General features: G+C 61.1%; 21 protein-coding genes and 1 pseudogene. 10 read left to right on the forward strand and 12 right to left on the reverse strand.

Translation table 11 applies throughout. The features are described from left to right. Window positions 1–10: 10 nt before the first annotated feature. From VFB05_RS10030 to VFB05_RS10050, 5 genes are read right to left on the reverse strand one after another with little or no spacing between them, the layout of a single operon-like run. Window positions 11–796: a fumarylacetoacetate hydrolase family protein gene (locus VFB05_RS10030; RefSeq protein ID WP_325011694.1), complete on the reverse strand. Its 786-nt coding sequence runs from the start codon at window positions 794–796 to the stop codon at window positions 11–13. Further along, complete coding sequence (locus tag VFB05_RS10035; protein ID WP_325011696.1) at window positions 793–2487, reverse strand: IlvD/Edd family dehydratase; 1695 nt, start codon at window positions 2485–2487, stop codon at window positions 793–795. Before VFB05_RS10035 ends, VFB05_RS10030 begins: the two co-directional genes overlap by 4 nt. Continuing rightward, entirely contained in the window at window positions 2487–3401 is a 915-nt protein-coding gene (locus VFB05_RS10040) for an NAD(P)-dependent oxidoreductase (RefSeq protein WP_325011699.1), read from the reverse strand. The genes VFB05_RS10035 and VFB05_RS10040 overlap by 1 nt, the downstream gene beginning before the upstream one ends. A 26-nt stretch (window positions 3402–3427) precedes the next feature. Continuing rightward, window positions 3428–4609, reverse strand: coding sequence for a lactonase family protein (locus VFB05_RS10045; protein ID WP_325011701.1), 1182 nt, complete (start codon window positions 4607–4609; stop codon window positions 3428–3430). Between the two features lie 11 nt (window positions 4610–4620). Further along, window positions 4621–5895 carry an MFS transporter gene (locus VFB05_RS10050; protein ID WP_325011703.1) on the reverse strand — a complete coding sequence of 425 codons (1275 nt, stop codon included), beginning with the start codon at window positions 5893–5895 and terminating at the stop codon, window positions 4621–4623. Between the two features lie 166 nt (window positions 5896–6061). On the opposite strand from VFB05_RS10050, the gene VFB05_RS10055 reads away from it, so the two are divergent. Further along, a complete protein-coding gene (locus VFB05_RS10055; RefSeq protein WP_325011706.1) occupies window positions 6062–6937 on the forward strand; it encodes a LysR family transcriptional regulator in 876 nt (291 codons plus the stop codon). On the opposite strand, the gene VFB05_RS10060 is transcribed toward VFB05_RS10055, so the two are convergent. From VFB05_RS10060 to VFB05_RS10070, 3 genes and pseudogenes are all read right to left on the reverse strand, one after another. Next, window positions 6934–7149: a ferredoxin gene (locus VFB05_RS10060; protein ID WP_325011752.1), complete on the reverse strand. Its 216-nt coding sequence runs from the start codon at window positions 7147–7149 to the stop codon at window positions 6934–6936. The genes VFB05_RS10055 and VFB05_RS10060 overlap by 4 nt on opposite strands. A gap of 18 nt (window positions 7150–7167) precedes the next feature. Further along, a pseudogene (locus tag VFB05_RS10065) lies at window positions 7168–7578 on the reverse strand (SRPBCC family protein); the annotation flags it as partial. Between the two features lie 25 nt (window positions 7579–7603). Then, complete coding sequence (locus VFB05_RS10070) at window positions 7604–8791, reverse strand: cytochrome P450 (RefSeq protein WP_325011708.1); 1188 nt, start codon at window positions 8789–8791, stop codon at window positions 7604–7606. Window positions 8792–8858: 67 nt separating this feature from the next. Here VFB05_RS10070 and VFB05_RS10075 point away from each other — a divergent pair, with 67 nt between their 5' ends. Further along, window positions 8859–9554, forward strand: coding sequence for a GntR family transcriptional regulator (locus tag VFB05_RS10075; RefSeq protein WP_325011710.1), 696 nt, complete (start codon window positions 8859–8861; stop codon window positions 9552–9554). A 74-nt stretch (window positions 9555–9628) separates the two neighbouring features. Here the strand turns inward: VFB05_RS10075 and VFB05_RS10080 are convergent, their stop codons facing one another. Then, window positions 9629–10075: a hypothetical protein gene (locus VFB05_RS10080; RefSeq protein ID WP_325011712.1), complete on the reverse strand. Its 447-nt coding sequence runs from the start codon at window positions 10073–10075 to the stop codon at window positions 9629–9631. 127 nt (window positions 10076–10202) lie between these two features. Next, the gene (locus tag VFB05_RS10085; RefSeq protein WP_325011714.1) at window positions 10203–10571 is read right to left on the reverse strand and encodes an antibiotic biosynthesis monooxygenase family protein; all 369 of its coding nucleotides are present in this window, start codon (window positions 10569–10571) and stop codon (window positions 10203–10205) included. 96 nt (window positions 10572–10667) lie between these two features. On the opposite strand from VFB05_RS10085, the gene VFB05_RS10090 reads away from it, so the two are divergent. Then, window positions 10668–11135, forward strand: a complete 468-nt coding sequence (locus VFB05_RS10090) for a MarR family winged helix-turn-helix transcriptional regulator (RefSeq protein ID WP_325011716.1) — start codon at window positions 10668–10670, stop codon at window positions 11133–11135. 114 nt (window positions 11136–11249) lie between these two features. Here the strand turns inward: VFB05_RS10090 and VFB05_RS10095 are convergent, their stop codons facing one another. Together VFB05_RS10095 and VFB05_RS10100 are read right to left on the reverse strand one after the other, a co-directional pair. Further along, window positions 11250–12653 carry a sensor histidine kinase gene (locus tag VFB05_RS10095; RefSeq protein ID WP_325011718.1) on the reverse strand — a complete coding sequence of 468 codons (1404 nt, stop codon included), beginning with the start codon at window positions 12651–12653 and terminating at the stop codon, window positions 11250–11252. Then, a complete protein-coding gene (locus VFB05_RS10100; RefSeq protein ID WP_325011721.1) occupies window positions 12650–13315 on the reverse strand; it encodes a response regulator transcription factor in 666 nt (221 codons plus the stop codon). Before VFB05_RS10100 ends, VFB05_RS10095 begins: the two co-directional genes overlap by 4 nt. Before the next feature lie 154 nt (window positions 13316–13469). On the opposite strand from VFB05_RS10100, the gene VFB05_RS10105 reads away from it, so the two are divergent. The 7 genes from VFB05_RS10105 to VFB05_RS10135 all read left to right on the forward strand — a co-directional run bounded on the left by VFB05_RS10105 (window position 13470) and on the right by VFB05_RS10135 (window position 24150). Beyond that, entirely contained in the window at window positions 13470–14468 is a 999-nt protein-coding gene (locus VFB05_RS10105) for an ABC transporter substrate-binding protein (protein ID WP_325011723.1), read from the forward strand. A gap of 159 nt (window positions 14469–14627) precedes the next feature. Then, window positions 14628–16019: a 2-hydroxycarboxylate transporter family protein gene (locus tag VFB05_RS10110; protein ID WP_325011725.1), complete on the forward strand. Its 1392-nt coding sequence runs from the start codon at window positions 14628–14630 to the stop codon at window positions 16017–16019. Window positions 16020–16046: 27 nt separating this feature from the next. Next, on the forward strand, window positions 16047–18743 hold the full coding sequence (gene acnA / locus VFB05_RS10115; RefSeq protein ID WP_325011727.1) for an aconitate hydratase AcnA: 2697 nt from the start codon (window positions 16047–16049) through the stop codon (window positions 18741–18743). Window positions 18744–18767: 24 nt separating this feature from the next. After that, on the forward strand, window positions 18768–20090 hold the full coding sequence (locus VFB05_RS10120; RefSeq protein WP_325011729.1) for an MFS transporter: 1323 nt from the start codon (window positions 18768–18770) through the stop codon (window positions 20088–20090). Window positions 20091–20134: 44 nt separating this feature from the next. Continuing rightward, window positions 20135–21160 (forward strand): isocitrate/isopropylmalate dehydrogenase family protein, encoded by a 1026-nt coding sequence (locus tag VFB05_RS10125; protein ID WP_325011731.1) that lies wholly within the window; start codon window positions 20135–20137, stop codon window positions 21158–21160. A gap of 83 nt (window positions 21161–21243) precedes the next feature. Beyond that, a complete protein-coding gene (locus tag VFB05_RS10130; protein WP_325011733.1) occupies window positions 21244–22896 on the forward strand; it encodes an acetolactate synthase large subunit in 1653 nt (550 codons plus the stop codon). A 72-nt stretch (window positions 22897–22968) separates the two neighbouring features. After that, window positions 22969–24150 (forward strand): iron-containing alcohol dehydrogenase, encoded by a 1182-nt coding sequence (locus VFB05_RS10135; RefSeq protein WP_325011735.1) that lies wholly within the window; start codon window positions 22969–22971, stop codon window positions 24148–24150.

Raw genomic sequence — 24150 nt, forward strand, 5'->3', positions numbered from 1 at the left:
TCTCCGTCCCTTAGAAACCTGCCGGCGCTTCGAATGCGAAGCTGAGCTTCTTTCCGAGATACGAAGCGCACACCTCGCCTTTCGGCGACGAGACGGCGAACGGCATCGAAGCGGAGCCGGTCGAGATGATGCTTCCCTTTGGCAGGGTCATTTTCCGTTCACGAGCGATCAAAATGAGATCGGCAAGAGCGCCATAAGGATCGGTTGCATCATCGCCGCCCGCAGCGCGGGCCTTTTCCTGACCGTCAACCGATACGACGAGCGAGGAGAGCAGTTCCGGCATCTGCCGTTCGTCGAATCGCTCACCCACGATCAGCGCTTCAAATCCTGCGTCGTCGGCCGCGAAACTCGGCCAGCCGACGGAGCGGCGATCGATGAATCGCGCCATGACGAGCTCGAAGGTGACGCGGGCCTCAGCGATCGCGCTCCTCGCATCGCCGGCAAACCGGTGATCAACATCCTCGCCGAGAACGAAAGCTATCTCGAATTCGATCGTTAGCGGCGCGGCAAACGACAGTCGCACGATCGCGCCCGGATCGTGTCTTCGGTTCTCGAGCACCTGTCCCGCAATCGACCGGCCGATACCTGATTGCTGTTTCAGCTTGGCGCTGCCGACGCCGAGTTTCCAGCCGACGACCGGAACGCCCAGCAGGTCGACCAGATGGTCTTGAACATCATATCCCTGCTCGATGTTCCCCGGTCTGATCGCCTGCGGCAGCTCGGCGATTTGCTTTGGGCCATGCCAGGCGCGGGCCAGGTAGCGCGCCGCTGGTAACGGATCGAAGGGAGCCGTCATCGGTCGGCTCCCTGCGTGAGAAAATCGAAGTCGCAGCCTTCAGGCGCCTGAAGCACGGTCCGCCGATACAGCGACTTGTAGCCGCGGGCCGGCGCGGGCGGCGGGCGATGGTCCGCCAAACGGCGCCTGATCTCGGTGTCGTCCACGAGAAGGTTGATTTGCTTCTTCGTGATCGACAGCCGGATGCGATCGCCGTTGCGGACGGCGGCGAGCGGTCCTCCGACTGCGGCCTCCGGCGCGATGTGCAGGACGATCGAACCGAACGCCGTTCCGGACATTCGCGCGTCCGAAATGCGGACCATGTCCTTTACGCCCGCCTTCGCCAACTTCTTCGGAATCGGCAGGTAGCCGGCTTCCGGCATACCCGCTGCGTGAGGGCCGGCATTCTGCAATACGAGAACATCGTCGGGTCGCACGTCCAGATCGGGATCGTCGATTCGATTGCTGAGATCTTCGAGGCCGGTAAACACCACGGCCCGCCCTTCCGACTCGAACAATGCCGGAGTGGCCGCTGCGCGCTTGAAGATGGCGCCGTCCGGAGCGAGGTTGCCTGTCAGCGCGACGAGGCCGCCATCTCTCGAAACCGGATCATTGAACGGCCTGATGACCGCCGGATTGACCCAGTCCAGAGGCTCCTCCAATCGTTCACCCAGCGTCCGCCCTTCCACGTCAATGGTGTCCAGATGAAGCAGCGGCTTCAACTCGCGCAGCAGGGCTCCCATGCCTCCGGCCGCATGGAAATCCTCCATGTAGCCTTCGCCGACCGGCTTCAGATCGACGAGAACCGGCGTCTCGTCGGATAGCTCGTTGAAGCGCGAGAACGGAATCTTGATTCCCAGCCGTCCGGAGATTGCAGCGAGGTGCACGACCGCGTTGGTCGAACCGCCGACCGCCTGCAGGACGCGGAAAGCATTTTCGACCGACTTCTGGGTGATGATGTCGCGCGGAGAGATCTTGGTCCCAATCAATCGGACGGCGGCCTTGCCGGTCTCTTCAGCAGCGACCAGGCGATCCGCGTGCACCGCAGGGATCGCGGCCGTGCCCGGCAACGACATGCCCAGCGTCTCGGCAATGCAGGCCATGGTGGACGCCGTGCCCATGACGGCACAGGTGCCGGCCGTCACCGAGAGCCGGCCTTCGACGGTATTGATTTCATCCTTATCGATGCTCCCCGCCCGGTATTTCGCCCAGAAGCCGCGGCAGTCCGTGCAGGCTCCCAAACGCTGTCCCTTGTGCCGTCCCGTCATCATCGGTCCCGTGACGAGCTGGATCGCCGGCAGATTGGCGGAAGCGGCGCCCATCAATTGAGCGGGTACGGTCTTGTCGCAACCGCCGATGAGCACGACCGCGTCCATGGGCTGGGCACTGATCATCTCCTCGGTGTCCATCGCCATCAGGTTGCGGTACATCATGCTGGTCGGGTTGAGGAACACCTCTCCGAGAGAGACCGTCGGAAACGGCCGTGGCAGCGCGCCAGCCGCAAGCACGCCACGCGAAACCGCCTCAACTAGATCCGGCATGTACCGATGACAATTGTTGAAGCCAGACGGCGTCATCGCGATGCCGACGATCGGCTTGGCGAGCATCGCGCGCGACAGGCCCATCGACCTGGCGAAGGAGCGACGCAAAAACCTCGCGAAGTCCTTGTCGCCGTAGTTGGTCAGCCCGTTGTCCATGCCATGATCAGTCATTACGCCGCTCCTGAGGTTGCGGGCGCGCTTTCCGGACTTCGGCAGGTGACGCCAAGCATCTCTTCGAAAACCGTAACCATCCCGCCCTTATCTTTCTCGCCATGTCCCCTCAACAAGGCCATTTGGTAGGTCGCGGTCGCCGCGGCGAGAACTGGCATGGGGATGCAAAGGCTCGCGCCCAATTCCGCGCCGCTGATCAGATCCTTGTAGGCGTGCTTCATCGGGTATCCATCGCTGAAGTGACTTTTCAGAATTCGGGGGATGAAGAACTCTGAAGCATAGCTGCGGCCGGTTCCACTGTTGATGACCTCGCCGACGAGATCGGGATCGAGCCCCATCTTCTTCGACATCGGCAAAATCTCGGCGATCGCCGCAGCGTTTATATCGAAGAGAAGCTGATTAATCAGCTTGGTCAATTGGCCGCTTCCCGAGCCGCCCATGTAGAGGATCTTGTTGCCAATGCAGTCCAACAACGGCTGGACCTCGTCGAAGACCGCCCGCTCGCCACCGCACATGACCGTCAGGGTGCCGTCGATCGCCCGTGCTTCCATTCCCGAGATTGGCGCATCGAGGAATTGCGCCCCGCGCCCGGAGAGCTTTTCGGCGATCGAGACCGTGGCCTTGTAAGTGATCGTGCTCAGGTCGACCACGATCTGCCCTCGGCGCAAGCTCCCCAGCAGACCGCCGTCTCCTGCGATCACTGCCTCGACGGTCTTGTCGTTCGGCAGGCAGAGGAAAATGATGTCCGAATCCGAAATGACGGACTGATCGGTCGAGGCCCGCGCCCCCTTGGCTTCGAACTCGCCGAACGACTGCGGCGACCTGTCGGTGACGGTCAGCGTAGCGTTCGACTTCAGGAGATTGAGCGCGATGGGACGGCCCATTTGGCCCAGGCCTGCAAATCCGATCTTCATATGTGGCTCCTTTTCGCGCGTCGCCGCTAAATAGTCGCGAATGCGATGCAAGTGGGGCTTCCAGTCTCGATGACCTGGCCGGTCGGCCGAAGCCTGCCCGTCTCGGGATCGATGGCGAAAGTAACGATCGTATCGGTCAGCTCATTGGCCACGTGCAGCAACGTTCCGCTCGGGTCGATCTTCATGAACCGCGGTCCGCGACCGCCGCTCGACGTCCAGCCTACCGGGCTGACCCGACCGGTCGAAGCATCGATCGCGTATGTTCCGATGACATCGCTTCCACGATTGGAGATGTAGACAAAACGACCGTTCGAATGGACTTCGACTTCGGCGGACGTGTTCGCATCGACGAACGTATCGGGAGTGGACGGCACCACCTGGACGGGCGTTATGACGCCCGTCGACGGCTCGTACCGATTTGCGCTGAGCGAAGAGTCGAGCTCGTAGTTCACATAGACGAACGGAAGAGTTGGGTGGAACGAGGCATGGCGCGGACCAGCTCCCGGTCGAGTTGAAACGAACCCCGGGTCAGTGAGTTTCAGCATCGGCTTGGTCGAATCGAATTCGACGGTGAAGATCCGATCGACGCCCTTGTCCGGGACGATCAGAAAACGGCCGGCCGGATCGTAGACCGCATGGTGCGGGTGCGAACCGGTCTGCTCGATCTTGTTGGGGCCGCCTGTGCCGGGCAGTTGCATGAGCTGCACTAGGGGGGCGAGGCCACCGTCTTGCCGTATGGGTAGCAAGGCAAGGGAGCCTGTCGCGTAATTGGCCACGATCATGAACGTGTTGGTCTGATCGGGCACCAGGGCGACAGGGTTCTTTCCGCCTGTCGACTGCTGATTGATCAACGTCAGGCTTCCGCTTTCGCGGTCGACGCGGAAGGCGGATATTTCGCTTGCATCGCCGTGAACCGTATAGAGGAAGCGCTGCTCCCGATCGAATGAGAGGAAGGAAGGGTTGATAAGATTTTCGACCAGCTGAGCATGGGTCCAGGCGCCCGTCGCCGGATCGACGCGGAATACGTTTATTCCGCGTCCTCTTGCGCCGCGTTCTTTCGTCGTCCGGCAGCCCGTGTAGGCAAACCGGGCGAAGCGACCGCCGCTTGTTGCCCGTCCGGATGGTGCAAGGGTAGTCGCCGCGCTCGCCACCGTCATCAGCAATATTCCCCGCAGAATCTCGCGTCGTTCGAACTCGATTGCGGTCATCAAGCCGCTCTCTAGGCGCTGGTCGCGGCGTGCTGAGGCGCCAGCGCCGAGGCGTCGGAGGTCTCCCCCAACGCCCGCCGTGTCAGCGTCAGGATCGATGTTGCGCCGACCACGAGCAGGAGCCCGGCGATCATGAAGGCGCGGTCGAAATGGCCCGTTTCCGCGACGACATAACCGGTCACGATCGGCGCCATCAAGCCGAATACATTGCCGCCGACAACGAGGAAGCCCATGGCAACCCCGACGTCCTGCGGCTTCCTGATGAGATCGTTGAGGAGCGCGAAATTGAGCGAAGTGGTGGACGCGACACCCGTGAGCGATATCGCGATGAGACCGAGGATCACCCAGACGCTGTCGACCAGCGGCGCGAAAAGGATGATGGCTGCAAGCAGCATCGCAAAGGCGATCATGTTGCGCCGCCTGCCACCGCCGGTATCCCCCTTCAGAAGCCGATCGCTGATCCGGCCGACGATGATGCACAGAGCGACGGCAATCGCGTATGGCACCGCTGCATAGAAGCCGGTTTTTGCGAACGCCAATCCCTTCTCGTTCTGAAGGTAGCTCGGCAGCCACGTGAGAAACAGGTATTGGCAGTAGACGTTGCATCCCTGTGTGAGCGCGAGACCCCAGAGCGTCGGGCCTTTACGCAACAGGCCGAGCAGTCCGGTCTTGGGTGCCGACGTGTCGAAATCAGCCTTCCGGGCGCCACGTTCGCTCAGGATTTTTTGTCGCTCTTGCTCACCGAGCCAGGCGGCGTCCTCGGGGCGGGCGAACCATGTCACCCAGCAGAGCAGCCAGACCAATCCGATTCCGCCAGCCGTAAAGAAGAGAGCCGGCCAACCAAGCGCCGCCATGATCGGGCCTGCAGCAAGCGCGCAGATCGCGGGGCCTGCGTAGGACCCGCTGTTGAAGATGGCGTTGGTGACTCCTCGCTCGGAGGCGGGAATCCACTCGCGGACGACGCGGGCACCGGCCGGGTTGCTGGTTGCCTCCCCCGCTCCCATCAAAAGGCGGGTCGCGAGCAGCGAGGGAAAGCTCCACGCGATGCCGGTTGCTGCGGTCGCTGCGGACCAGAGCGCCAGCCCGAAACCAGCCACCCGCTTTGCGCCGAACCGATCCACCAGCATTCCGACCGGGATCAGAAAGATGGTGTAGGTCCACAGAAACGATGAAAACAGATAGCCCAGAGTAACCGGCGACAAACCGAACTCCCTGGCTATCGGAGCCGCGGCGAACGACAGGGTCACCCTGTCGATGTAGTTGATCATAGCAAGCGAAAAGAGCATCAGCGCAATCCAACGGCGCCCCTTCTGCATTGTAGCCTCCTGGATCGAGCGTTTCCCTTGGGGCTGCGATAGTGTCGCGCCCTTGCCTTTGTTTTATGCAGGAGCCTACTATTCGTCTTTGTGAATGAAAAATATAAAAGGGATATGAGAAGGATAAGCCGTGGCAATGGATCTAAAGGTGCTTCGTTACTGCGAAGCGGTCGCACGCCACGGCAGCTTCACGAAAGCTGCGGAGGAGCTGCGCATCGCGCAACCCGCATTGAGTATCGCCATCAAGAAGCTGGAGACCGAGCTCGGAGTGGTCCTGTTCGCAAGGAAGGCCCGCCATGTCGTCGCGAGTCCCGAGGCTGAATTGCTACTGCAGCGAGCCGCTCGCATTTTTGAGGAGGTGGCGCTGGCGAGGGAAGAGATACAGGCTGCGTCGGAGTTGAAGATCGGCGAGGTGAAAGTCGGATTCCCGCCGATGTACGGACAGGTATTTTTCCCGAGGGTCTTCGCCGAATTTCACAAACAGTTTCCTTCAGTGGTGCTGACCGCGATGGAAGGGAGCGCGGACAGCGTGCGCAAGCTATTGGATGCCGGGGCAATCGACGTCGGCATGCTCGAAAGCCGACGCGTTCCGGCGGGCTGGCACAACGTCGAGGTGGGACGCGATGAGACCGCCTTGTGCGTGAACACAACCCACAAGCTTGCGGGCAGGAAGTTTGTCGAGGCGAAGGATCTCGATGGGCTGGCGATGGCGGTGTTTGACTCGACTTTCCTGCAGCGAAACGTACTCGAAGAGCTTTGCAAGGCCGCCGGGGTGACGTTTCGATTGGTACTTCAATCGAACGATGTGCCGACGATCTGCGAAGCTGTTGCCGCGGGCATGGGCGCTGCGACGTTGCTTCGATCCACGGTCAAAGACGATCCGCGCATCCAAGCCGTGTCGTTCCGCCCACAACTCCGCTTCCGTTTCAGCCTCTGCTGGCGCTACGAGAAAAACCTCACGAAAGCTTGCCGGACCTTCATCGAATTCTCGCGCGACCGTTTCCGAACCTAGCGCTCGCTGACAATGATGGCTTCCTCCGGACAGTTCGCCCGGGCGACATAGGCTCGCTCGATCAAGGCAGGATCGAAGCAACTGCGGAGGCGTTCCCGCGCATTTCCGAACTCGTCGAGTTGAAACAATTCGGGCGCGAGCGCGCTGCAACGGGCATGGCCCTGACATTTGTCGGGATCGACGCGGAGGTCAATGCCGGTGTTGCTTCCCAACCGCCGCTCGACGTGCTTCTTGATGTTGGCGAGCCCGATCTGCGCCTCGTCATCCATGCGCTTGAGCTGGTCCTCGCTCGGCGCGGTGGGCCGATCGGGGTTGGTGAGCTCGCGCGTATAGCGGGTGCGGCCGGCCTCATTGGCAAACGTGTAACGGATGACGATTGGACCGATGAAATCGGTGTCGGCCCTGCACGCCCAGGCATTCGGCCGCTCGCTCTTGGTCACCGTCCAGTTCAGCGCGATCGTCCCGCGCCGGATCTGCCACTGCTCGTGAAAAGTCTCTCCCGACCGCAACGGCCGGTCCGGCCCATCGATCTGGTGCGATGCGGCCAGCCACTCCGGCCAGGAATGCGGATTGCAGACATAGTCGAAGACGGCTTCCGGCGGCGCATCGATGACGATGTCGTGTTTGCGGATGAAGTACATCTGAACCCCCGTGGTTGAATCCAAATCAGCTCGATCCGATGACGATCGGCAGCAGGCGCGGCCCGCGCACCGCGCCTTCCGACCAGGTCATTGGCCGGGTGCGGTCGAGCGCGAACTCAGGAATTCGCCTCAGCCATTCGGTGAGCGCGATCCGCATTTCCATCCGCGCCAGATTGGATCCGATGCAGCGGTGAATGCCGAGCCCGAACGCCACATGCGGATTTTCCGCGCGGTCGATCCGGACCGCTTCCGCATCGGCGAATTTTCCGGGGTCGCGGTTCGCGGCGGGGAAGGACAGCATCACCATTTCGCCCTTCCGCATCGGGCAGCCGCCGAGTTCGGTATCCTCGACGACCTCGCGCGCCATCGTCACCGGGGCGTACGCACGCAAGAATTCCTCGACCGCGGTCTCGATCAGTTCGGGCTCGTGCACCAGACGCCGCCTATCCTGCTGATGCGTCGCCAGATGCCAGAGCGACGCACCGATGGCACTCCAAGTGGTGTCGATGCCGGCGATCAGGAGCAGCCGGAGCGCGCCGAGCACCTGTTGGTCTGAAAGCTGCTCCCCACTCGGATGGCGCGCCTTGATCAGGAAGCTGACGAGGTCCTCGCCCGGCTGCTGGCGCCGCTCGGCGATCTGTGCGGCGAAATAGTCCGATATCTCCTGCTCGGCCCGCTTCAGCGTGGCCTGGTTGGTCACGCCCTCCTGCAAGGCCATCGTAATCCACGAACGGAATTGATCGCCGTGTTCGGCCGGTATTCCCAGCATATGGGCGATGATCCGCACTGGAATGTGCTGGGCATATTCAACGGCAGCATCGCAGCTGTCGTGCGCGACGATGCGGTCGATCAATTCGTTGCAGACCCGGATGGTCTGCGGCTCGAGCTTTGCCACCGCCTGGGGCGTAAATGGCGGGATCAGCACCATTCGCATCGGCCGGTGCTCTGGCGGATCGGAGGTAATCGGAGGCGAATTGACGCGGTATTCGCCGTCGCGAACGACGACGCGCCGGGAAGAGAAGCGGTCAGGATCGTATGCGGCCTCGCGGATGTCGGCGTATCGCGTCGGGAAATAGACACCTCGGTAGCGATCGGTCCGGGCCACCGGACAGCGGTCGCGCAAGTCCTGCCAGATCGGATAGGGGTTGCCGACCCAGGCCGGGTCGAGATGATCCCAATCGGAAGCCCAATCCGTCACAGGAGCTCGCGCCATGCCTTGCCTGCCTTCCCTACATTCGACCGTTTTCCCGGCCTCAAACACGTGATATATGAGATGATATATGAATAAGCGTCAACCCAAATCTCGCCCTTCGCGCGCGACGCCGCCGGCCGATGCCGAAGTCTCCAGCATGACCGAGCAGGCTTACGCCCGGCTGGAGCACATGATCGCGACGCTCGAGCTGCGGCCGGGCGCGTTCGTCTCCGAAGCTGATCTGTGCGAGCGGCTCGGCATGGGCCGCACGCCCGTTCGGGAGGCGATGCAGCGGCTGGCGCGTGACCATCTGCTGCAGATCATGCCTCGCAAGGGATGCGTCGTCTCGGACTTCCGGTTCGGCGACGAACTGAATGTCATCGAGGTGCGGCGGCCCCTCGAATTGATGGTGGCGCGCGCGGCTGCCATGCGCGCAACGCCCGACCAGCGCCGGCAGTTCACCGAAATCGCGGATGGAATGGTCGCGGCGCTGGAAGCGGACGATTTCGACGTCTTCGCGCGACTCGATATGGAGTTCAATCAGCTGTGCGTGGCTGCCTGCCGCAACGCGATGGCGACCTCGATGATGCGCCTAATGTCTACGCACAATCGGCGGTTCTGGTTCATGCATCACGGACGGTCTCTGCCGCGCGAAGGTGTCGAGAGCCACGTCGAAATCGCCCGCGCCATCGCCCGCAGCGACGCGGATCAGGCGGCCCATGCAACCGAGCGCTTGCTCGCCTACGTCGAAGGATTAGCCCGACAATCTCCGATTGCGGTCTAGTCGAGCCATGCCAGACACTTGAGGTGCGGGTTGCTCGATCGCCAGCCTGTCAGCAGTTTCCAGGGTCTGACTGATCAGCGAGGCGTGGCGCGCAACCAGCCCTTCAACCTGAGGCCATCGCGCATGTTGAGGCTAAGCAACGTGATGTTAGTTGCCCCTGCGATGAGTTCAAGCAGCTGCACTGCGTAAAACCAGCCGTCAAACTCTGTGGCCTTTGCCTTGAAGGCAAGAAACACGGCCGACGGGATGAGGATCAAGATGCCGTTTCCGGCTATGAAGGGCATGCGCTTGATTTTTGCGCCGATCAAGCCGGCCCGGCGTCCCTTTGCCAACACAAACCCAGAGGCTCCCACCGCGATCAGCGCTGGAACAAGCAACAGGAAGCCCCAAGGTATTGTCGTCTTTACGGCTGTAACGACCGAACGAGACGCAAACAGCTCGCTCAACGCGGTCGACATCCAGAAGGTCGCAATCGTGAGGATTGCGATGGTGCCGGCGACAGGGTGGATAATCTTGATCATTTTCTCGCTCGTCGGAAGGTCGGAAACAAGACGGCTCAGGTGCTGAACCACATGCGCCCAAGCAGCCCATCTCGGAAGGATGGTGATAGAGGGTGGCACCTGCTGCTTCGGCGCGCTTGGTGCGTGGCTATGGGACGCAGATGCCCGGCACCGCGACCTTCTGGAACAGATGTGGCGCCGCAACTGCCGAGGCCGGATAGCTCGAGAGCTTTGCCAGGAACTCGGGGTTGGTGAAGGCCGCGCGGAAATGGGCTGTCGTTTCCCAAACAGCGTAGTTCAGGTAGGTCGGGTTCTCGCCGATGGCGCGATGAAGCTGCGTGGAAATGAAGCCCGGCTGACGTTTCATGAAAGCGGCATCATCTTCCCAGACTTTGAGGAAGCTCTGCTCATCGGCTTTGTCGACCGTAAACACGTTCACCAGCACCACCGGGCTGGCGTCGATCCCGATCTGACGGTCGATCGGGAAGGCAGGGTCCAGAGGACGCAGCAACGACATGACATATTCCTCATAATATGGATTCATAGCACCAAGACGGTGCGTAGATGTCTATTTGATTGACATCATGATGTCAAGTATGTTTTATGGTGACATATGAACAAGAGCAAGCGAACGCCGGCGGGCGATGCATTGACCGACCTCATCCTCGACTTCTTCAGGCTAAACAGCCTGTTGTTGACTGCCGGCGATCGCCTCGTCGCGGAACTTGGGCTCACCAGTGCGCGATGGCAGGTCCTTGGCGCAATCGTTGCCGCCGAACGCCCACAACCCGTTGCCTGGCTTGCGCGCGACATGGGCGCCAATCGCCAGAACCTGCAGCGCATCGTCAACGACTTGGAGAAGGACGGGCTCGTCGCCTTTGAGATCAACCCACATCATCGGAGGGCGCAGCTTGTTGTGCTCACCGAGAAAGGGAAGCAAGCATTCGACGCGGCCATGCGGCTGCAGGCCCCCTGGATCAACAAGCTCGCGGACGGGCTATCGATCAAGGACCTGCAAACGGTCCACCGGCTCATCCTGACATTGCGCAAGCGACTGGGGAGTGATGCAGAGCTTCTGTAGAACGTAGCTGGTCTCCGCGCCACGGCGTCTGCCGTTGAGGAATAGAGGACCGCAACCCACGATCATGCTTGGACGCGTGGTGCCACGAGCATGCGACCGTGGGCAACCCTGCCGTCAAGCGGCAGGAAAAGCGATGATGACCGCAAGGCCGGCGCCGCCTATGCCATCGGTCAGAGCAATTGTCCCAGCGCTCTGCTGTAACAACGTGCGAACGATTGAAAGCCCTAGTCCCGAGCCAGGCGGACGATTGTTCGCGGGAATGCGGTAGAAGCGATCGAATACGCGCTCGCGATGTTCGGGCGCGATTCCCGGGCCATCGTCGGAAACGCGCGTCAGATATCGGCCATCTTCGAAGAAGACAGATACGACAACGGAGCCGCCATTGGCGTTGTATCTGATTGCGTTGTCGATCAGGTTTATGAGGATGTCGTGCAGGGCCGGCGCATGGGCGCGAATTGGAGCGGCATCCAGCCTGGCTTCGAATTCCAAGTCGACATCTCGGGCCGCGGCGAGGGGCGCCATGATGCTGACGGCCTCGCTCGCACTCGCGACCAGGTCTGTCACCGGCGGATGGAAGCCTTTTTCGGCAACGGCTGCCTCCTCGGCGCGCGCCATCGCGATGAGTTGAGCAACGAGCCTGTCAAGATGGCGGGTCGACCTCTCGATTTCGGCGATGATCTCGCGATTTTCTGACTGCTCACCGGTGTCGCGTTGCAGCAGTGCGAGATGAACCCGTAAGGAAGCCAGAGGGGTTTTCATCTGGTGGGATGCGTCGGCAATAAAGTCCCGGATAACCTGCATCGCTGCATCCAGCCGTACGAACAGCTGGTTCATTGCCCGAACCGGCGGGTGCGCCTCGTAAGGGATGCTCGCGAGGTTGAGAGGCCGCAGGCCCCTTCCAGCCTCAATTTGCCGCGTATCGATCTCGCGTCCGAGATCCACCAGCGGCGAAAGCCCACGCCGCACCGCAAGCCAGCCCAAAGCTGCGGCCGCGAGGACGATCCCGGTCTCCAGCGCCGCCAGAAAGAGAAGCAGTTCGCGCTGCGCCATCGTCCTTCCATCCTTCGTTTCAGCGACTTCAATGAGGACGGGCCGTGGCTTGCCGTAAACGGGTTGCGCCATGGCGGCAATACGCACCGGCACGTTCTTGTAGCGCAGGTCGAAATGACCGATGGAATCTGCACGAAGCTTGGCTAGATCGATCAGCGGCAGATCCGGGTAGCCGGTCACGAGCATCCCATCGTAGGACACATTGTAGTAGACGCTGTCGTTGGCGCGCGTCTCGAGCATTCCGAGTGCGACCTGGGGTAGGTCGACGGTGATCTCGCCGTCCTCGACGCTGATCCGCTCGGCGATCGCTTTCGCCGAGCCATCGAGAACCCGATCGTAGGCCCTTTCGACGGTCTTGTTGATCAGCAGCAGCCCTCCGACGCCAAGCGCGATCGCAAGCACGCTGGTCGGCACCAGCAGGTTGAGGAGAAGAGCCCGACGTAAGGAGGGTATCCGCCGCTCTCTCACTTCTCCTCCATCAGATAGCCGAGGCCTCTCACCGTCCTGATCTTGGGTCCGTCTGCTCCAAGCTTGTGACGCAGCCGTCCGATGTACAGCTCGATTGCGTTCGGTGCGACGGGTTCGTCGAAGCTGAAGATTTCTGAAATCAACCGCTCCTTTCGCACAAGCTTACCGGCGTCTGCCATCAGAACAGCCAGCACCGCCATTTCCCGGCGACGAAGCAATAGGGGCTTGCCGCTAAGGGTTGCGGTCGCCGACGAGGTTTCGAACACAAGGTTTCCGCATTTGAGTGCCGGCGCCGGCCGTCCCTTGCTGCGGCGCATCAATGCTCTCACCCGCGCCTCGAACTCGCCGAGATCGAATGGCTTGGTCAGATAGTCGTCCGCGCCGAGGTTGAGACATCTCACCTTGTCTTTGACCTCTCCAAGCGCGGTCAGGATCAGGATCGGTACTTCGCAACCATTGTCGCGCAACCTGCGCAGGACATCCTGACCAGGCAAATCAGGCAGGCCGAGATCGAGCACGATCAACGAATAGGCCTCTGAGGGGGCTACCCCCAAAGCGCCGAGGCCGCTTGTCTCATGATCGACAGCAATACCCGCCGGCACCAGCGCCTTCTTCAGACCAGAGACCAGGGACGTGTCGTCCTCGATGATCAGGATGCGCAAGAGGGTGAACCTTGTACACTTGAGGCGAACATTGCTAAACGCGTCAATGTAAGTTCAGATGCGCCACGACGTCAAAACATTGCCAAGTCTTATGAGATCTGTCGCGGGACGATTGCATCGGCAACTCGCCTTTCTGTGCGGGCTCGCTGCTTGTTTGTATTTCGCAGTTGCGGTATCGGCAGGTGAGGCCGACACGGTGAAGATTCCGCTGGTCGTGGAAGCGACCACCAACGTTGCGGAAGTCGCGGAGTTGATCACTGAGTTCATGAAGAAAAATCCTGACATATCCGTTCACTATTCCAAGATCGTTTCCGGAGATCTGTTTGATCGTGTCGTCAAGTCCGCGCGGGAGCAAAGCCCGGCCGATGTTGTCTGGAGCTCGGCCATGGATCTCCAGATCAAGCTCGCGAACGACGGTTATGCCATCGAATATCAACCCGCCGAGCTCGCGCAACTCTCAGCCTGGGCGCAATGGAAGGATCGCGCGTATGGTGTAACCGCCGAGCCGGTCGTCATCATCTTCAACAAGCGATTGCTTCAAGGCGCCATGGTGCCGCAAGACCATGCCGACCTGTTGCGCCTCTTGACGGAGCACCCTGCGGCATTTCAAGGCAAGATCGCTACCTACGATCCCGAATTGAGCGGAACGGGTCTGTTGTTCATCACGCAGGATGTGCGCATCACGCAGCAGACGTTCAAGCTGGTCGAAGCCATGGGGCGCGTTGGCGTCAAGCTCTACACCTCGTCCGCACCAATGATCGATCGCGTGGCCGCCGGCGACTTCATACTGGCGTATAATGTTCCCGGTTCTTATGCGCTGGAGCGAGCCAAACATGATGATCAGCTCGGCGTTATCTTCCCCAGCGACTATACGCTGATGATGTCCCGGATCGTTCTGATCCCGCGTTTGGCGCAACACGTGCCCCAGGCCGAACGCTTCGTCGACTTCTTGCTGTCCCGCGACGGTCAGGCCCTACTCGCACTGCACTCGCTTGGATCGGTCCGCGAAGATATGAAACCGGCGATTCCGGGCTATGCGAATGCTGAGCGGGCGTTGCGTCCGATCGCACTGAGCATCGATCTCTTGACTTACCTCGACCAGGCCAAGCGCCATCGGTTCCTGAAGGACTGGAAGGACGCGCTGCAGAAGTGATTGGCATTCTGTCCCCGTGACAGGTTGTTGACAGGTAGCGCGGCGTATCCTGACCCCAAAATAAAACAAGACTTGGAGGACCGCCTTTCTCGCCGGCCTTTGCCGTCGCGAGGCGACGTGTTCGTCCTTGCAGATAAAGACGATGGGAGGGAAGCGAACATGTCAGCGCATGACGCGGGCAGTATTCCGTCGCCGGTACCCGGCATTGCGGGATCGAATGCCAAGATCACGAGCCCGTTCTGGCCCGAGGGCTGGTGGCGGATCACGGCCTTTCGGATCGGAATAATTCCTGTTCCGATCTATGTTCTTCTTGTCCTCATCATTGCCGGGCTTGTCTATTTCGGCGAGATCAAGTCGGACGGTCCGACGATGATTGTCGTGCTCGTGCTTGGCGGGTTCACTTGCGCCGAGATCGGCAAGCGAATCCCGGTTCTGCGCAGCATCGGCGCGGGCGCGATTTTCGCGACCTTTATTCCCTCTGCGCTGGCCTACTATCATCTGATCCCGGCGCAGGTCGACAAGGCCGTCATCGACTTCACCAAATCCACCAATTTCCTCTATCTTTTCATCGCGTCCATCATCGTGGGCAGCATCTTTGCCATGGATCGCGATGTCCTGATCCGCGGTTTTCTCAAAATATTTGTGCCGCTTGCGGTTGGCACCATCGTAGCCGTGGTCGTCGGGACCCTGGTCGGCACTGCCCTCGGTCTAGGCGCTTCGCACACATTCTTCTACGTCGTGGTACCGATCATGGCGGGTGGTGTTGGCGAGGGCGCGATTCCGCTCTCCATCGGATATGCCGCGCTGAGCGGTGTGCCGCAAGGCGAGGTGTTCGCGCAGGTCCTTCCGCCAGTAATGCTCGGAAGCCTGACGGCCATCCTGCTTTCGGGCATGCTCAATGTTGTCGGCAAGAAATATCCGAGCCTGACCGGCGAAGGGCGATTGCAGCCTCACACGGATGACGGAACTGATATCCAGGCCGTTCACGAGGAGGGCGGGGAAGAGAAACCCGTCGGACATGTCGGCGCTAGCACGGTCGCGGCTGCCGGCCTCACGGCGATCGCGCTCTATCTTCTCGGCGTTCTCCTCAATCACCTGATTGGACTGCCAGCGCCGGTGGCGATGCTGTTTCTGGCGGTGCTTGCCAAGCTGACGCGCGCGGTGTCGCCCGAGCTGCAGCAGGGTGGGCTCGTGGTCTACGAATTCGTTCGTACCAGCATGACCTATCCGCTCCTGTTTGCCATCGGCGTCGCGTTGACGCCATGGGACAAGCTGGTCGCGGCGTTCCACCCCGCCAACATCATCACAATCGTATCCACTGTCGTGACCATCATGGCAACCGGTTTCGTCGTCGGGCGGTTGATGAAGATGTATCCGATCGAAACCGCAATCGTGAACGCCTGCCATAGCGGGCAAGGCGGCACCGGCGACGTCGCCATCCTGACGGCCGCGAATCGCATGCAGTTGATGCCATTTGCTCAGATCGCGACCCGCATCGGCGGCGCCGTGACCATCACGCTGGTTCTCTTGATCATGGGTTATCTCAAATAGCGTCTCCGATTTGAAAGGGATTCGCTCATGGCTATCCAAGACAGTTTCACGTGCGAGAAGGCGTTGGTCGTCGGTGACCGGACCTACATCTATCGCTCGTTGCCGGACGCGGAGAAGAATGGCCTGGCGGGCATCTCACGCCTTCCATTCTCGCTGAAGGTCCTGCTGGAAAACCTGCTGCGCTTCGAGGACGGCCAGTCGGTGACACGGGCTGACATCGAGGCGATGGCGCGATGGCCGCAAGACCGCGGCGCGGCCGGTACCGAGATCGGCTTTCGTCCGGCACGCGTGTTGATGCAGGATTTCACCGGCGTCCCGGCCGTGGTCGATCTGGCGGCAATGCGCGACGGCATGGAGAAGCTGGGCGGTGATCCCTCGCGGATCAACCCGTTGGTGCCGGTCGATCTGGTCATCGATCATTCCGTTGTCGTCGATCATTTCGGCAATTCGCGCGCGCTTCACGACAATGTCGTGCGTGAATACCAGCAGAACGGCGAGCGCTACAATTTCCTCAAATGGGGACAAGGTGCCTTCACCAATTTCCGCGTGGTGCCGCCCGGTACCGGTATATGCCACCAGGTCAACCTCGAATATCTCGCCCAGACGGTCTGGACCTCGAAGCAGGGCAGTAAGACCTACGCCTATCCCGACACGCTGGTCGGCACCGATAGCCACACGACCATGGCCAATGGCCTTGCCGTGCTCGGATGGGGTGTCGGCGGCATCGAGGCCGAGGCGGCAATGCTCGGCCAGCCCTTATCGATGCTGGTGCCGCAGGTGATCGGCTTCAAGCTGACCGGAAAATTGCGCGAAGGCGTTCTTGCGACCGATCTCGTGCTCACAGTCACACAACTGCTGCGCAAGAAGGGCGTAGTCGGCAAGTTCGTCGAGTTTTTCGGATCCGGCCTCGACCATATGACGCTGGCCGATCGCGCCACCATCAGTAACATGGCACCGGAATATGGCGCGACCTGCGGCTTCTTCCCGATCGACCAGGAAACGTTGAACTATCTCAACCTGTCGGGACGCGCGAGCGAACGGATCGCCCTGGTCGAGGCCTATGCCAAGGCGCAGGGCCTGTTCAGGACGCCGGGCGTGCCAGACCCGATCTTCACCGATACGCTGGAATTGAATCTCGATGACGTCGTTCCATCGCTTGCTGGTCCTAAACGTCCCGAAGGCCGCGTTGGCCTCAGCGATGCCAAGTCCAATTTCCTTGCGGCTCTGGAGAGCGAGTACCGCAAGGCGGGTGAATCCAAAAAGCAGTTTGCCGTCGAAGGCAAGGAGTTCAAGCTGGGGCACGGCCACGTCGTCATCGCGGCCATCACGTCCTGCACCAACACATCCAACCCTTCGGTGCTGATCGGTGCAGGCCTGCTGGCGCGCAACGCGGCGCGAAAAGGCCTGACGGCGAAACCTTGGGTCAAGACGTCGCTCGCACCGGGCTCGCAGGTGGTTGCCGAATATCTGGAAAAGTCAGGCCTGCAAAAGGACCTCGATGCGCTCGGCTTCTATCTGGTCGGCTTCGGCTGCACGACCTGCATCGGCAATTCGGGTCCGCTGCCGGCCGAGATATCTAAATCGATCAATGACAATGAGGCTGTCGCTGCGGCCGTGCTGTCCGGCAACCGCAATTTCGAAGGACGCGTCTCGCCTGACGTCCAGGCCAACTACTTGGCCTCGCCGCCGCTGGTCGTCGCCTATGCGCTCGCGGGCTCGCTGCAGGTCGATCTCCTGAATGAACCGCTCGGCACCGGTTCGGACGGCGCACCGGTCTATCTGAAGGACATCTGGCCCTCGAATGCGGAAATCGAGTGTTTCATCCGCGATAACATCACGCGCACGATGTTCGAGTCGAAATATGCCGGCGTCTTCGAAGGCGATGCGAACTGGAAGGCGGTCAAGGTGGCGACCGGCCTGACCTATCGCTGGAACATGTCATCGACCTATGTGCAGAACCCGCCTTACTTCGAAGGCATGACCATGACGTCGACACCGATCCGCGACGTCGTCGGCGCCCGCATCCTTGGCCTGTTCGGCGACAAGATCACGACCGATCACATTTCGCCGGCCGGCTCGATCAAGGCCGCTTCGCCCGCGGGTCAGTTCCTGCGTGACAAGCAGGTACGCGTCGAGGACTTCAATCAATACGGCACGCGGCGCGGCAATCACGAGGTGATGGTTCGCGGCACATTCGCCAACATTCGCATCAAGAATTTTTCCGTGAAGGACAAGGACGGCAATCCGCCCGAAGGCGGTTGGGCGGTACATCAGCCGTCTGGCGAGCGGATGTCGATCTTCGATGCGGCGATGCGATACCAGAACGAGGGTGTGCCACTCGTGGTTTTCGCGGGTGTCGAATACGGCAACGGCTCCTCGCGCGATTGGGCCGCCAAAGGGACAAAGCTGCTCGGCGTGCGCGCAGTCATTGCGCAGAGCTTTGAGCGCATCCATCGCTCCAATCTTGTCGGAATGGGCATCATACCGCTTGTCTTCGAACAGGGAACGTCTTGGAAAAGCCTCGGGCTGACTGGCGCGGAGACAGTATCGATTCGCGGGCTGGCGGATATCTCGCCGCGTCAGAAGATGACGGTCGAAATCACCATGACCAACGGCGCCGTGAAGCAGGTCCCGCTGACATGTCGCATCGATACGGTCGATGAGCTGAACTACTTCAAGCACGGTGGCATCCTGCCCTACGTGCTGCGTCAACTCGCGGCATGAAGCAGGTCGATGGGGGGAATGGATATGCCTATTGAATTGAATGAACGATCGGAACTGGAAATCGCGACCATGCGTCGCGTCACCTTGCGTATCATCCCATTCCTGATGCTTTGCTATTTCATCGCCTTCGTCGATCGCGTGAACGCCGGCTTCGCGGCTCTCCAGATGAATCACGACATCGGTTTGTCGGCAGCGGCATTCGGTCTCGGCGGCGGGCTGTTCTACATCACTTACGTGATCTTCGAGGTCCCCAGCAATCTCGCGATGGCCAAGGTCGGCGCCCGCATCTGGATCGCGCGGATCATGATTTCCTGGGGCATCGTCTCCGGCTGCATGGCGCTGGTGGTGGGGCCCTATTCCTTCTACGTGGTGCGGATGCTCCTCGGCGCGGCTGAGGCCGGCTTCTTTCCCGGCGTGATCCTCTATCTCACCTACTGGTTTCCGTCCGAATACCGTGGCCGAATCGTCGCGCTGTTCATGGTGGCGATCCCGCTCTCGAGCTTCCTCGGCTCGCCGATTTCCGCCAGCCTGCTTCAGCTCGACGGGTTCGCTGGTCTCCACGGCTGGCAATGGATGTTCGTGCTGGAGGCGATCCCTGCCGTGATTTTGGGAGTCATCTCATTCTTCTTTCTCGCCGACGGGCCGGCTGGTGCCAAATGGCTGACCGAACCGCAACGGCAATGGCTCGCCAACCGGCTGACCGAAGAGCGTTCCTCGCCGGCGACCCGGGTCGCGCATCTCTCGCTTTGGCAGGTGATGTCCAACAAATACGTGCTCGCCGCATCGCTGATCTACGCCGGCGCCTCCGGCGCAAGCCAGTGCCTGTCGCTGTGGCAGCCGCAGATCATCAAGTCGTTCGGCCTGACCAATATGCAGACCGGCCTTCTGAATTCGATACCTTTCGGTGTCGCCTCACTGCTGATGCTGGTGTGGGGACGCAATTCCGACAGGATGCGCGAGCGCAAATGGCACACCGCGGTGCCGCTTGCGCTGCTCGCTGCGAGTCTGGCCTGCGCCCCCCTGACTGATGCCTTGACGCCCACGATCATCATCCTCTGCGTCGCGGTGACAGCGACCTACATCGTCAAGGGACCGTTCTGGGCGCTTTCGACGGAATGGATGTCGGCTGGCGTGGCCGCAGCAGCGATCGCCCAGGTCAATGCGATCGGCAATCTCGGCGGCTTTTTCGGAAGCTACATGCTCGGCGCGATCAAGGACGCAACAGGCAGCTACGCGCTCGGTCTGATGCCGCTGGCCGCACTCTCTGCCATTGGATGCGTCCTGGTTCTGGTGTTGAGCCGTGGTAGCGAGCAACCCGCCACGACTGCATTGAGCGGGGCTCACTGAGTTTGATTCGTTATCGCAACCAGGCTCAAGGGGGATTTGCAATCATGTCGGACAGGATTCCAGCAACGTTGATTCCCGGCGACGGGATAGGCCCGGAGATCACGGAAGCGGTGACAAAGGTGCTCGACGCGCTGGGCGCGCCGTTTGACTGGGACATTCAGCAAGGTGGCATGGCCGGGATCGAAAGCGCCGGCGATCCGCTGCCAGGTTCTCTGATCGACAGCATCCGTCGTACAAGACTTGCATTGAAGGGGCCGTTGACGACGCCGGTTGGCGGCGGCTTCCGCTCGGTGAACGTCCGTTTGCGCGAAGAGTTCGGGCTTTATGCCAATTTGCGGCCTGTGAAAACCATGGTGCCCGGCGGGCGCTATGAGAATATCGACCTGGTCCTCATACGCGAGAACATCGAAGGCCTCTATGTCGCGTTCGAACATTTCATAGCGGTCGGTGACGATCCGCATGCCGTTGCCATATCGTCCGGCGTCAACACGCATGCGGAGGCTCGACGCATCGTGCGGTTCGCCTTCGAGTATGCGCTCAGCCATAGCCGCAAGAAGGTGACGGTGGTTCACAAGGCCAATGTCCTGAAGGCTCTGACCGGGCTGTTTTTGCAGGCGGGGCGCGAAATTGCAAAGGAATACGAGGGGCGGGTGGCGATGGACGATCGCATCGTCGATGCTTGCGCCATGCAACTCGTCATGAACCCCTGGCAGTTCGACGTCATCGTCACCACGAACTTGTTCGGCGACATTCTCTCCGACCAGATGTCGGGCCTGGTGGGCGGGCTCGGCATGGCGCCCGGTGCGAATATCGGCGAGCGCGCCGCCATCTTCGAAGCCGTGCATGGATCGGCTCCTGATATCGCCGGCAAGGGCGTGGCCAACCCGCTTGCGCTCCTGTTGGCCGCGGGATTGATGCTGAAGCATGTCGGCAGGACGGACCTTGCCGGGCGGCTGCAGACCGCAGTGGAGCAGACGCTGCAGGTCGACAACGTTCGAACCAGCGATCTCGGGGGTAAGGCAAGCACCAGGGATTTCGCGACGGCCATCGTCAAGCGCCTTGCGCACTAAAGCTGGCGGCTGTCAGACGTCGATACAGGAATGTTTCCATTTGCCTGGCGGACAAGGCGATCGGGACAATCAAGGAGTGAATAATGGTGAAGGGTTCGGATTTACTTGTTGCAGCTCTGGAGCATGAGGGCGTCGACCGTATCTTCGGAGTACCCGGCGAAGAGAATCTCGACGTGGTGGAGTCGCTCCGCAACTCGAAGATCGAACTGGTATTGACCCGGCACGAGCAGGCGGCCGCCTTCATGGCGGCCACTCACGGCCGTCTCACTGGTCGTCCGGGTGTCTGCATCGCGACACTGGGGCCGGGGGCGCTCAACTTCTCGACGGGTGCCGCCTACGCGCATCTCGGCGCCATGCCAATGTTGCTGCTCACCGGACAGAAGGCGATCATGAGCAGTCGCCAGGCGCGCTTTCAGATCGTGGATGTGATCGGCTCGATGAGGCCGCTGACCAAGCTGTCGCGTCAGATTGTGAGCGCGGCAAGCATCCCGACGCTGGTGCGCGATGCGTTTCGCGTCGCGATGGAAGAACGCCCGGGACCGGTTCACCTCGAGCTGCCGGAGGACATCGCGGGCGACGAGATCGAACCGGTGCAGATGGTTCCGATTCATCCGATCGAAATTCCCGTCGCTCATCGAGCGGCGCTCGATCGCGCCGCCGAAATCATCTTGGCCGCAAAGCGGCCGCTGATCATGCTGGGCGCTGCGGCAAGCCGACCTCGTTCGACCTTCGGGATCGCCGGCTTCGTGCGCCGCACCGGCATTCCCTTCTTTACGACGCAGATGGGCAAGGGGACGGTACCCGGCGGCACCATGCTGTACATGGGGACCACGGCGCTGTCTGAGCGCGATTATGTGCACGAGGCTATCGATCAGGCCGATCTGATCATCGCTATCGGTCACGACACGATTGAGAAGCCGCCGTTCATCATGGGACCGACAGGGCCGAAGGTTATTCATGTCAGCTACATGCCGGCGAATGTGGAGCAGGTTTATTTCCCGCATGCGGAGGTCGTCGGCGACGTCGGCCCGAGCCTTGAATTGCTCGCGGACCGCGTCGAAGGCAAGCTGCCTAACGCCAAGACTTTGTTGTCGTTGCGCGAGAGCATCCTCAGCAGGGTGACCGACCGCGCCACCGAGAGCCGTTTTCCGGTCACGCCGCAGCGGCTGGTCCACGACGTACGCCAGGTGATCCCCGAAAACGGCATCGTTGCGCTCGACAATGGCATGTACAAAATATGGTTCGCACGCAACTACCGAACCTATGTGGCCAACACGCTGCTGCTCGACAACGCGCTTGCGACCATGGGCGCCGGGCTGCCGTCGGCGATGATGGCGGCAATGCTCTATCCCGAGCGTCGGGTTATGGCGGTCTGCGGTGACGGCGGGTTCATGATGAACAGCCAGGAGCTGGAGACTGCAGTGCGGCTCAAGCTCAATCTCGTCGTGCTGATCCTCAATGACGGTGCTTACGGAATGATTCGCTGGAAACAGGCGGTCGACAGCTTCCCGGATTTCGGCCTCACATTCGGCAACCCTGACTTCGTCCGCTATGCGGAGGCCTACGGTGCCAAAGGATCCAAGGTCACGTCCGTCGACGCCCTGCTGCCGACGCTGGAAGCCGCCTTCAAGGGCGGCGGTGTCCATCTGGTCGATGTCGCGATCGATTACTCCGAAAATACGCGCGTGCTCGTCGAGGAACTTCGCAATCGCAAGCTGGGTAAAGAGCACGCCTAGCGGCACGGCTCGTTGCCCGGCGCAGGACCAGTGTCAAGCCGGTCGCGTTCGGCGAAGGAGAAGGAGAGAAGGATGGTCGGAAATTTCACCTTTCAGGCGCCGTCGAACATTCTGTTCGAGCCCGGAGCCTGCGGCAAGATGGGTGAGCTTGCCGCGCGCTTTGATGCGCGCCGCGTCATGCTGGTCACGGACAAGGGGGTACGTGCGGCCGGACTGACAAGAGATGCCGAGGCATCGCTCGCGGCAGCGAAAATCGAAGTCAGTATTTTCGAGGATGTCGTTGCCGATCCACCCTCGCATGTCATCGAAGCGGCTGTCGACGTCTGCCGCGCCAGCGAGATTGATCTCGTGCTGTCGATCGGGGGCGGCAGCGCGCTCGACACGGCCAAGCTCGTCGCTTATCTCGCGAAGACACCCGAGCGGCTCGACGACATTTACGGCGTCGGCCTCGCGAAAGGTAAACGTCTGCCGCTTTTGCTTGCGCCGACCACGGCGGGCACCGGCTCGGAGGTGACGCCGATCTCGATCGTGACCACGCCGACAACCGAAAAGAAAGGTGTGGTCTCTCCGGTGCTGATTCCGGATTGGGCCATTCTCGATCCTGAACTGACGTTGGGCCTGCCCGCGCCCGTCACGGCGGCGACCGGAATCGACGCCATGGTGCACGCGATCGAGGCCTATACCAGCAAGCACAAGAAGAATCCCATGTCGGACCAATTGGCGCGCCAGGCCCTCGCGCTGCTGTCGGCCAATGTGCGAAAGGTCTGCGAGAATGGACGCGACCTCGAAGCGCGTTCGCAGATGCTGCTTGGCTCGATGCTTGCCGGCATGGCGTTTGCCAATGCCCCGGTTGCCGCTGTCCATGCGCTGGCCTATCCGATCGGGGCGATCTTCCACGTCCCGCACGGGTTGTCGAATGCGCTGGTGCTGTCGCAAGTGCTGCGCTTCAACCTGCCCGAGGCCGAGCCGCTTTATGCCGAATTGGCGCCGATCGTCGATCCCCGCACCGTGGGGCTTACTGTCGCTCAGCAAGCACGGCTATTCGTCGATGCGATGGCCGCGATTTGCCGCGACTGCAAGGTGCCGCCGTCACTCGCCGACGTCGGCATCGGTGCAGGCGACCTGAAGAAGCTTGCCGAGGACGCGATGAAGCAAACGCGGCTGCTCGTCAACAATCCCCGCGAAGTGCACTACGACGACGCGCTTGCGATCTACACGGAGGCATATGGAAACAGGGTGGCTGCTGCCGAGTAG

The sequence above is a fragment of the Bradyrhizobium sp. genome (assembly GCF_035652035.1).
Taxonomy (GTDB): Bacteria; Pseudomonadota; Alphaproteobacteria; order Rhizobiales; family Xanthobacteraceae; genus Bradyrhizobium.

Coding starts and splice junctions, on each gene's coding strand:
- VFB05_RS10120 (WP_325011729.1), top strand. CDS start 18,768: ATGCCTATTGAATTGAATGAACGATCGGAACTGGAAATCGCGACCATG.
- VFB05_RS10135 (WP_325011735.1), top strand. CDS start 22,969: ATGGTCGGAAATTTCACCTTTCAGGCGCCGTCGAACATTCTGTTCGAG.
- VFB05_RS10090 (WP_325011716.1), top strand. CDS start 10,668: ATGAACAAGAGCAAGCGAACGCCGGCGGGCGATGCATTGACCGACCTC.
- VFB05_RS10040 (WP_325011699.1), bottom strand. CDS start 3,401: ATGAAGATCGGATTTGCAGGCCTGGGCCAAATGGGCCGTCCCATCGCG.
- VFB05_RS10045 (WP_325011701.1), bottom strand. CDS start 4,609: ATGACCGCAATCGAGTTCGAACGACGCGAGATTCTGCGGGGAATATTG.
- VFB05_RS10055 (WP_325011706.1), top strand. CDS start 6,062: ATGGATCTAAAGGTGCTTCGTTACTGCGAAGCGGTCGCACGCCACGGC.
- VFB05_RS10085 (WP_325011714.1), bottom strand. CDS start 10,571: ATGTCGTTGCTGCGTCCTCTGGACCCTGCCTTCCCGATCGACCGTCAG.
- acnA (WP_325011727.1), top strand. CDS start 16,047: ATGGCTATCCAAGACAGTTTCACGTGCGAGAAGGCGTTGGTCGTCGGT.
- VFB05_RS10070 (WP_325011708.1), bottom strand. CDS start 8,791: ATGGCGCGAGCTCCTGTGACGGATTGGGCTTCCGATTGGGATCATCTC.
- VFB05_RS10080 (WP_325011712.1), bottom strand. CDS start 10,075: ATGATCAAGATTATCCACCCTGTCGCCGGCACCATCGCAATCCTCACG.
- VFB05_RS10125 (WP_325011731.1), top strand. CDS start 20,135: ATGTCGGACAGGATTCCAGCAACGTTGATTCCCGGCGACGGGATAGGC.
- VFB05_RS10130 (WP_325011733.1), top strand. CDS start 21,244: ATGGTGAAGGGTTCGGATTTACTTGTTGCAGCTCTGGAGCATGAGGGC.
- VFB05_RS10030 (WP_325011694.1), bottom strand. CDS start 796: ATGACGGCTCCCTTCGATCCGTTACCAGCGGCGCGCTACCTGGCCCGC.
- VFB05_RS10035 (WP_325011696.1), bottom strand. CDS start 2,487: ATGACTGATCATGGCATGGACAACGGGCTGACCAACTACGGCGACAAG.
- VFB05_RS10075 (WP_325011710.1), top strand. CDS start 8,859: ATGAATAAGCGTCAACCCAAATCTCGCCCTTCGCGCGCGACGCCGCCG.
- VFB05_RS10110 (WP_325011725.1), top strand. CDS start 14,628: ATGTCAGCGCATGACGCGGGCAGTATTCCGTCGCCGGTACCCGGCATT.
- VFB05_RS10050 (WP_325011703.1), bottom strand. CDS start 5,895: ATGCTCTTTTCGCTTGCTATGATCAACTACATCGACAGGGTGACCCTG.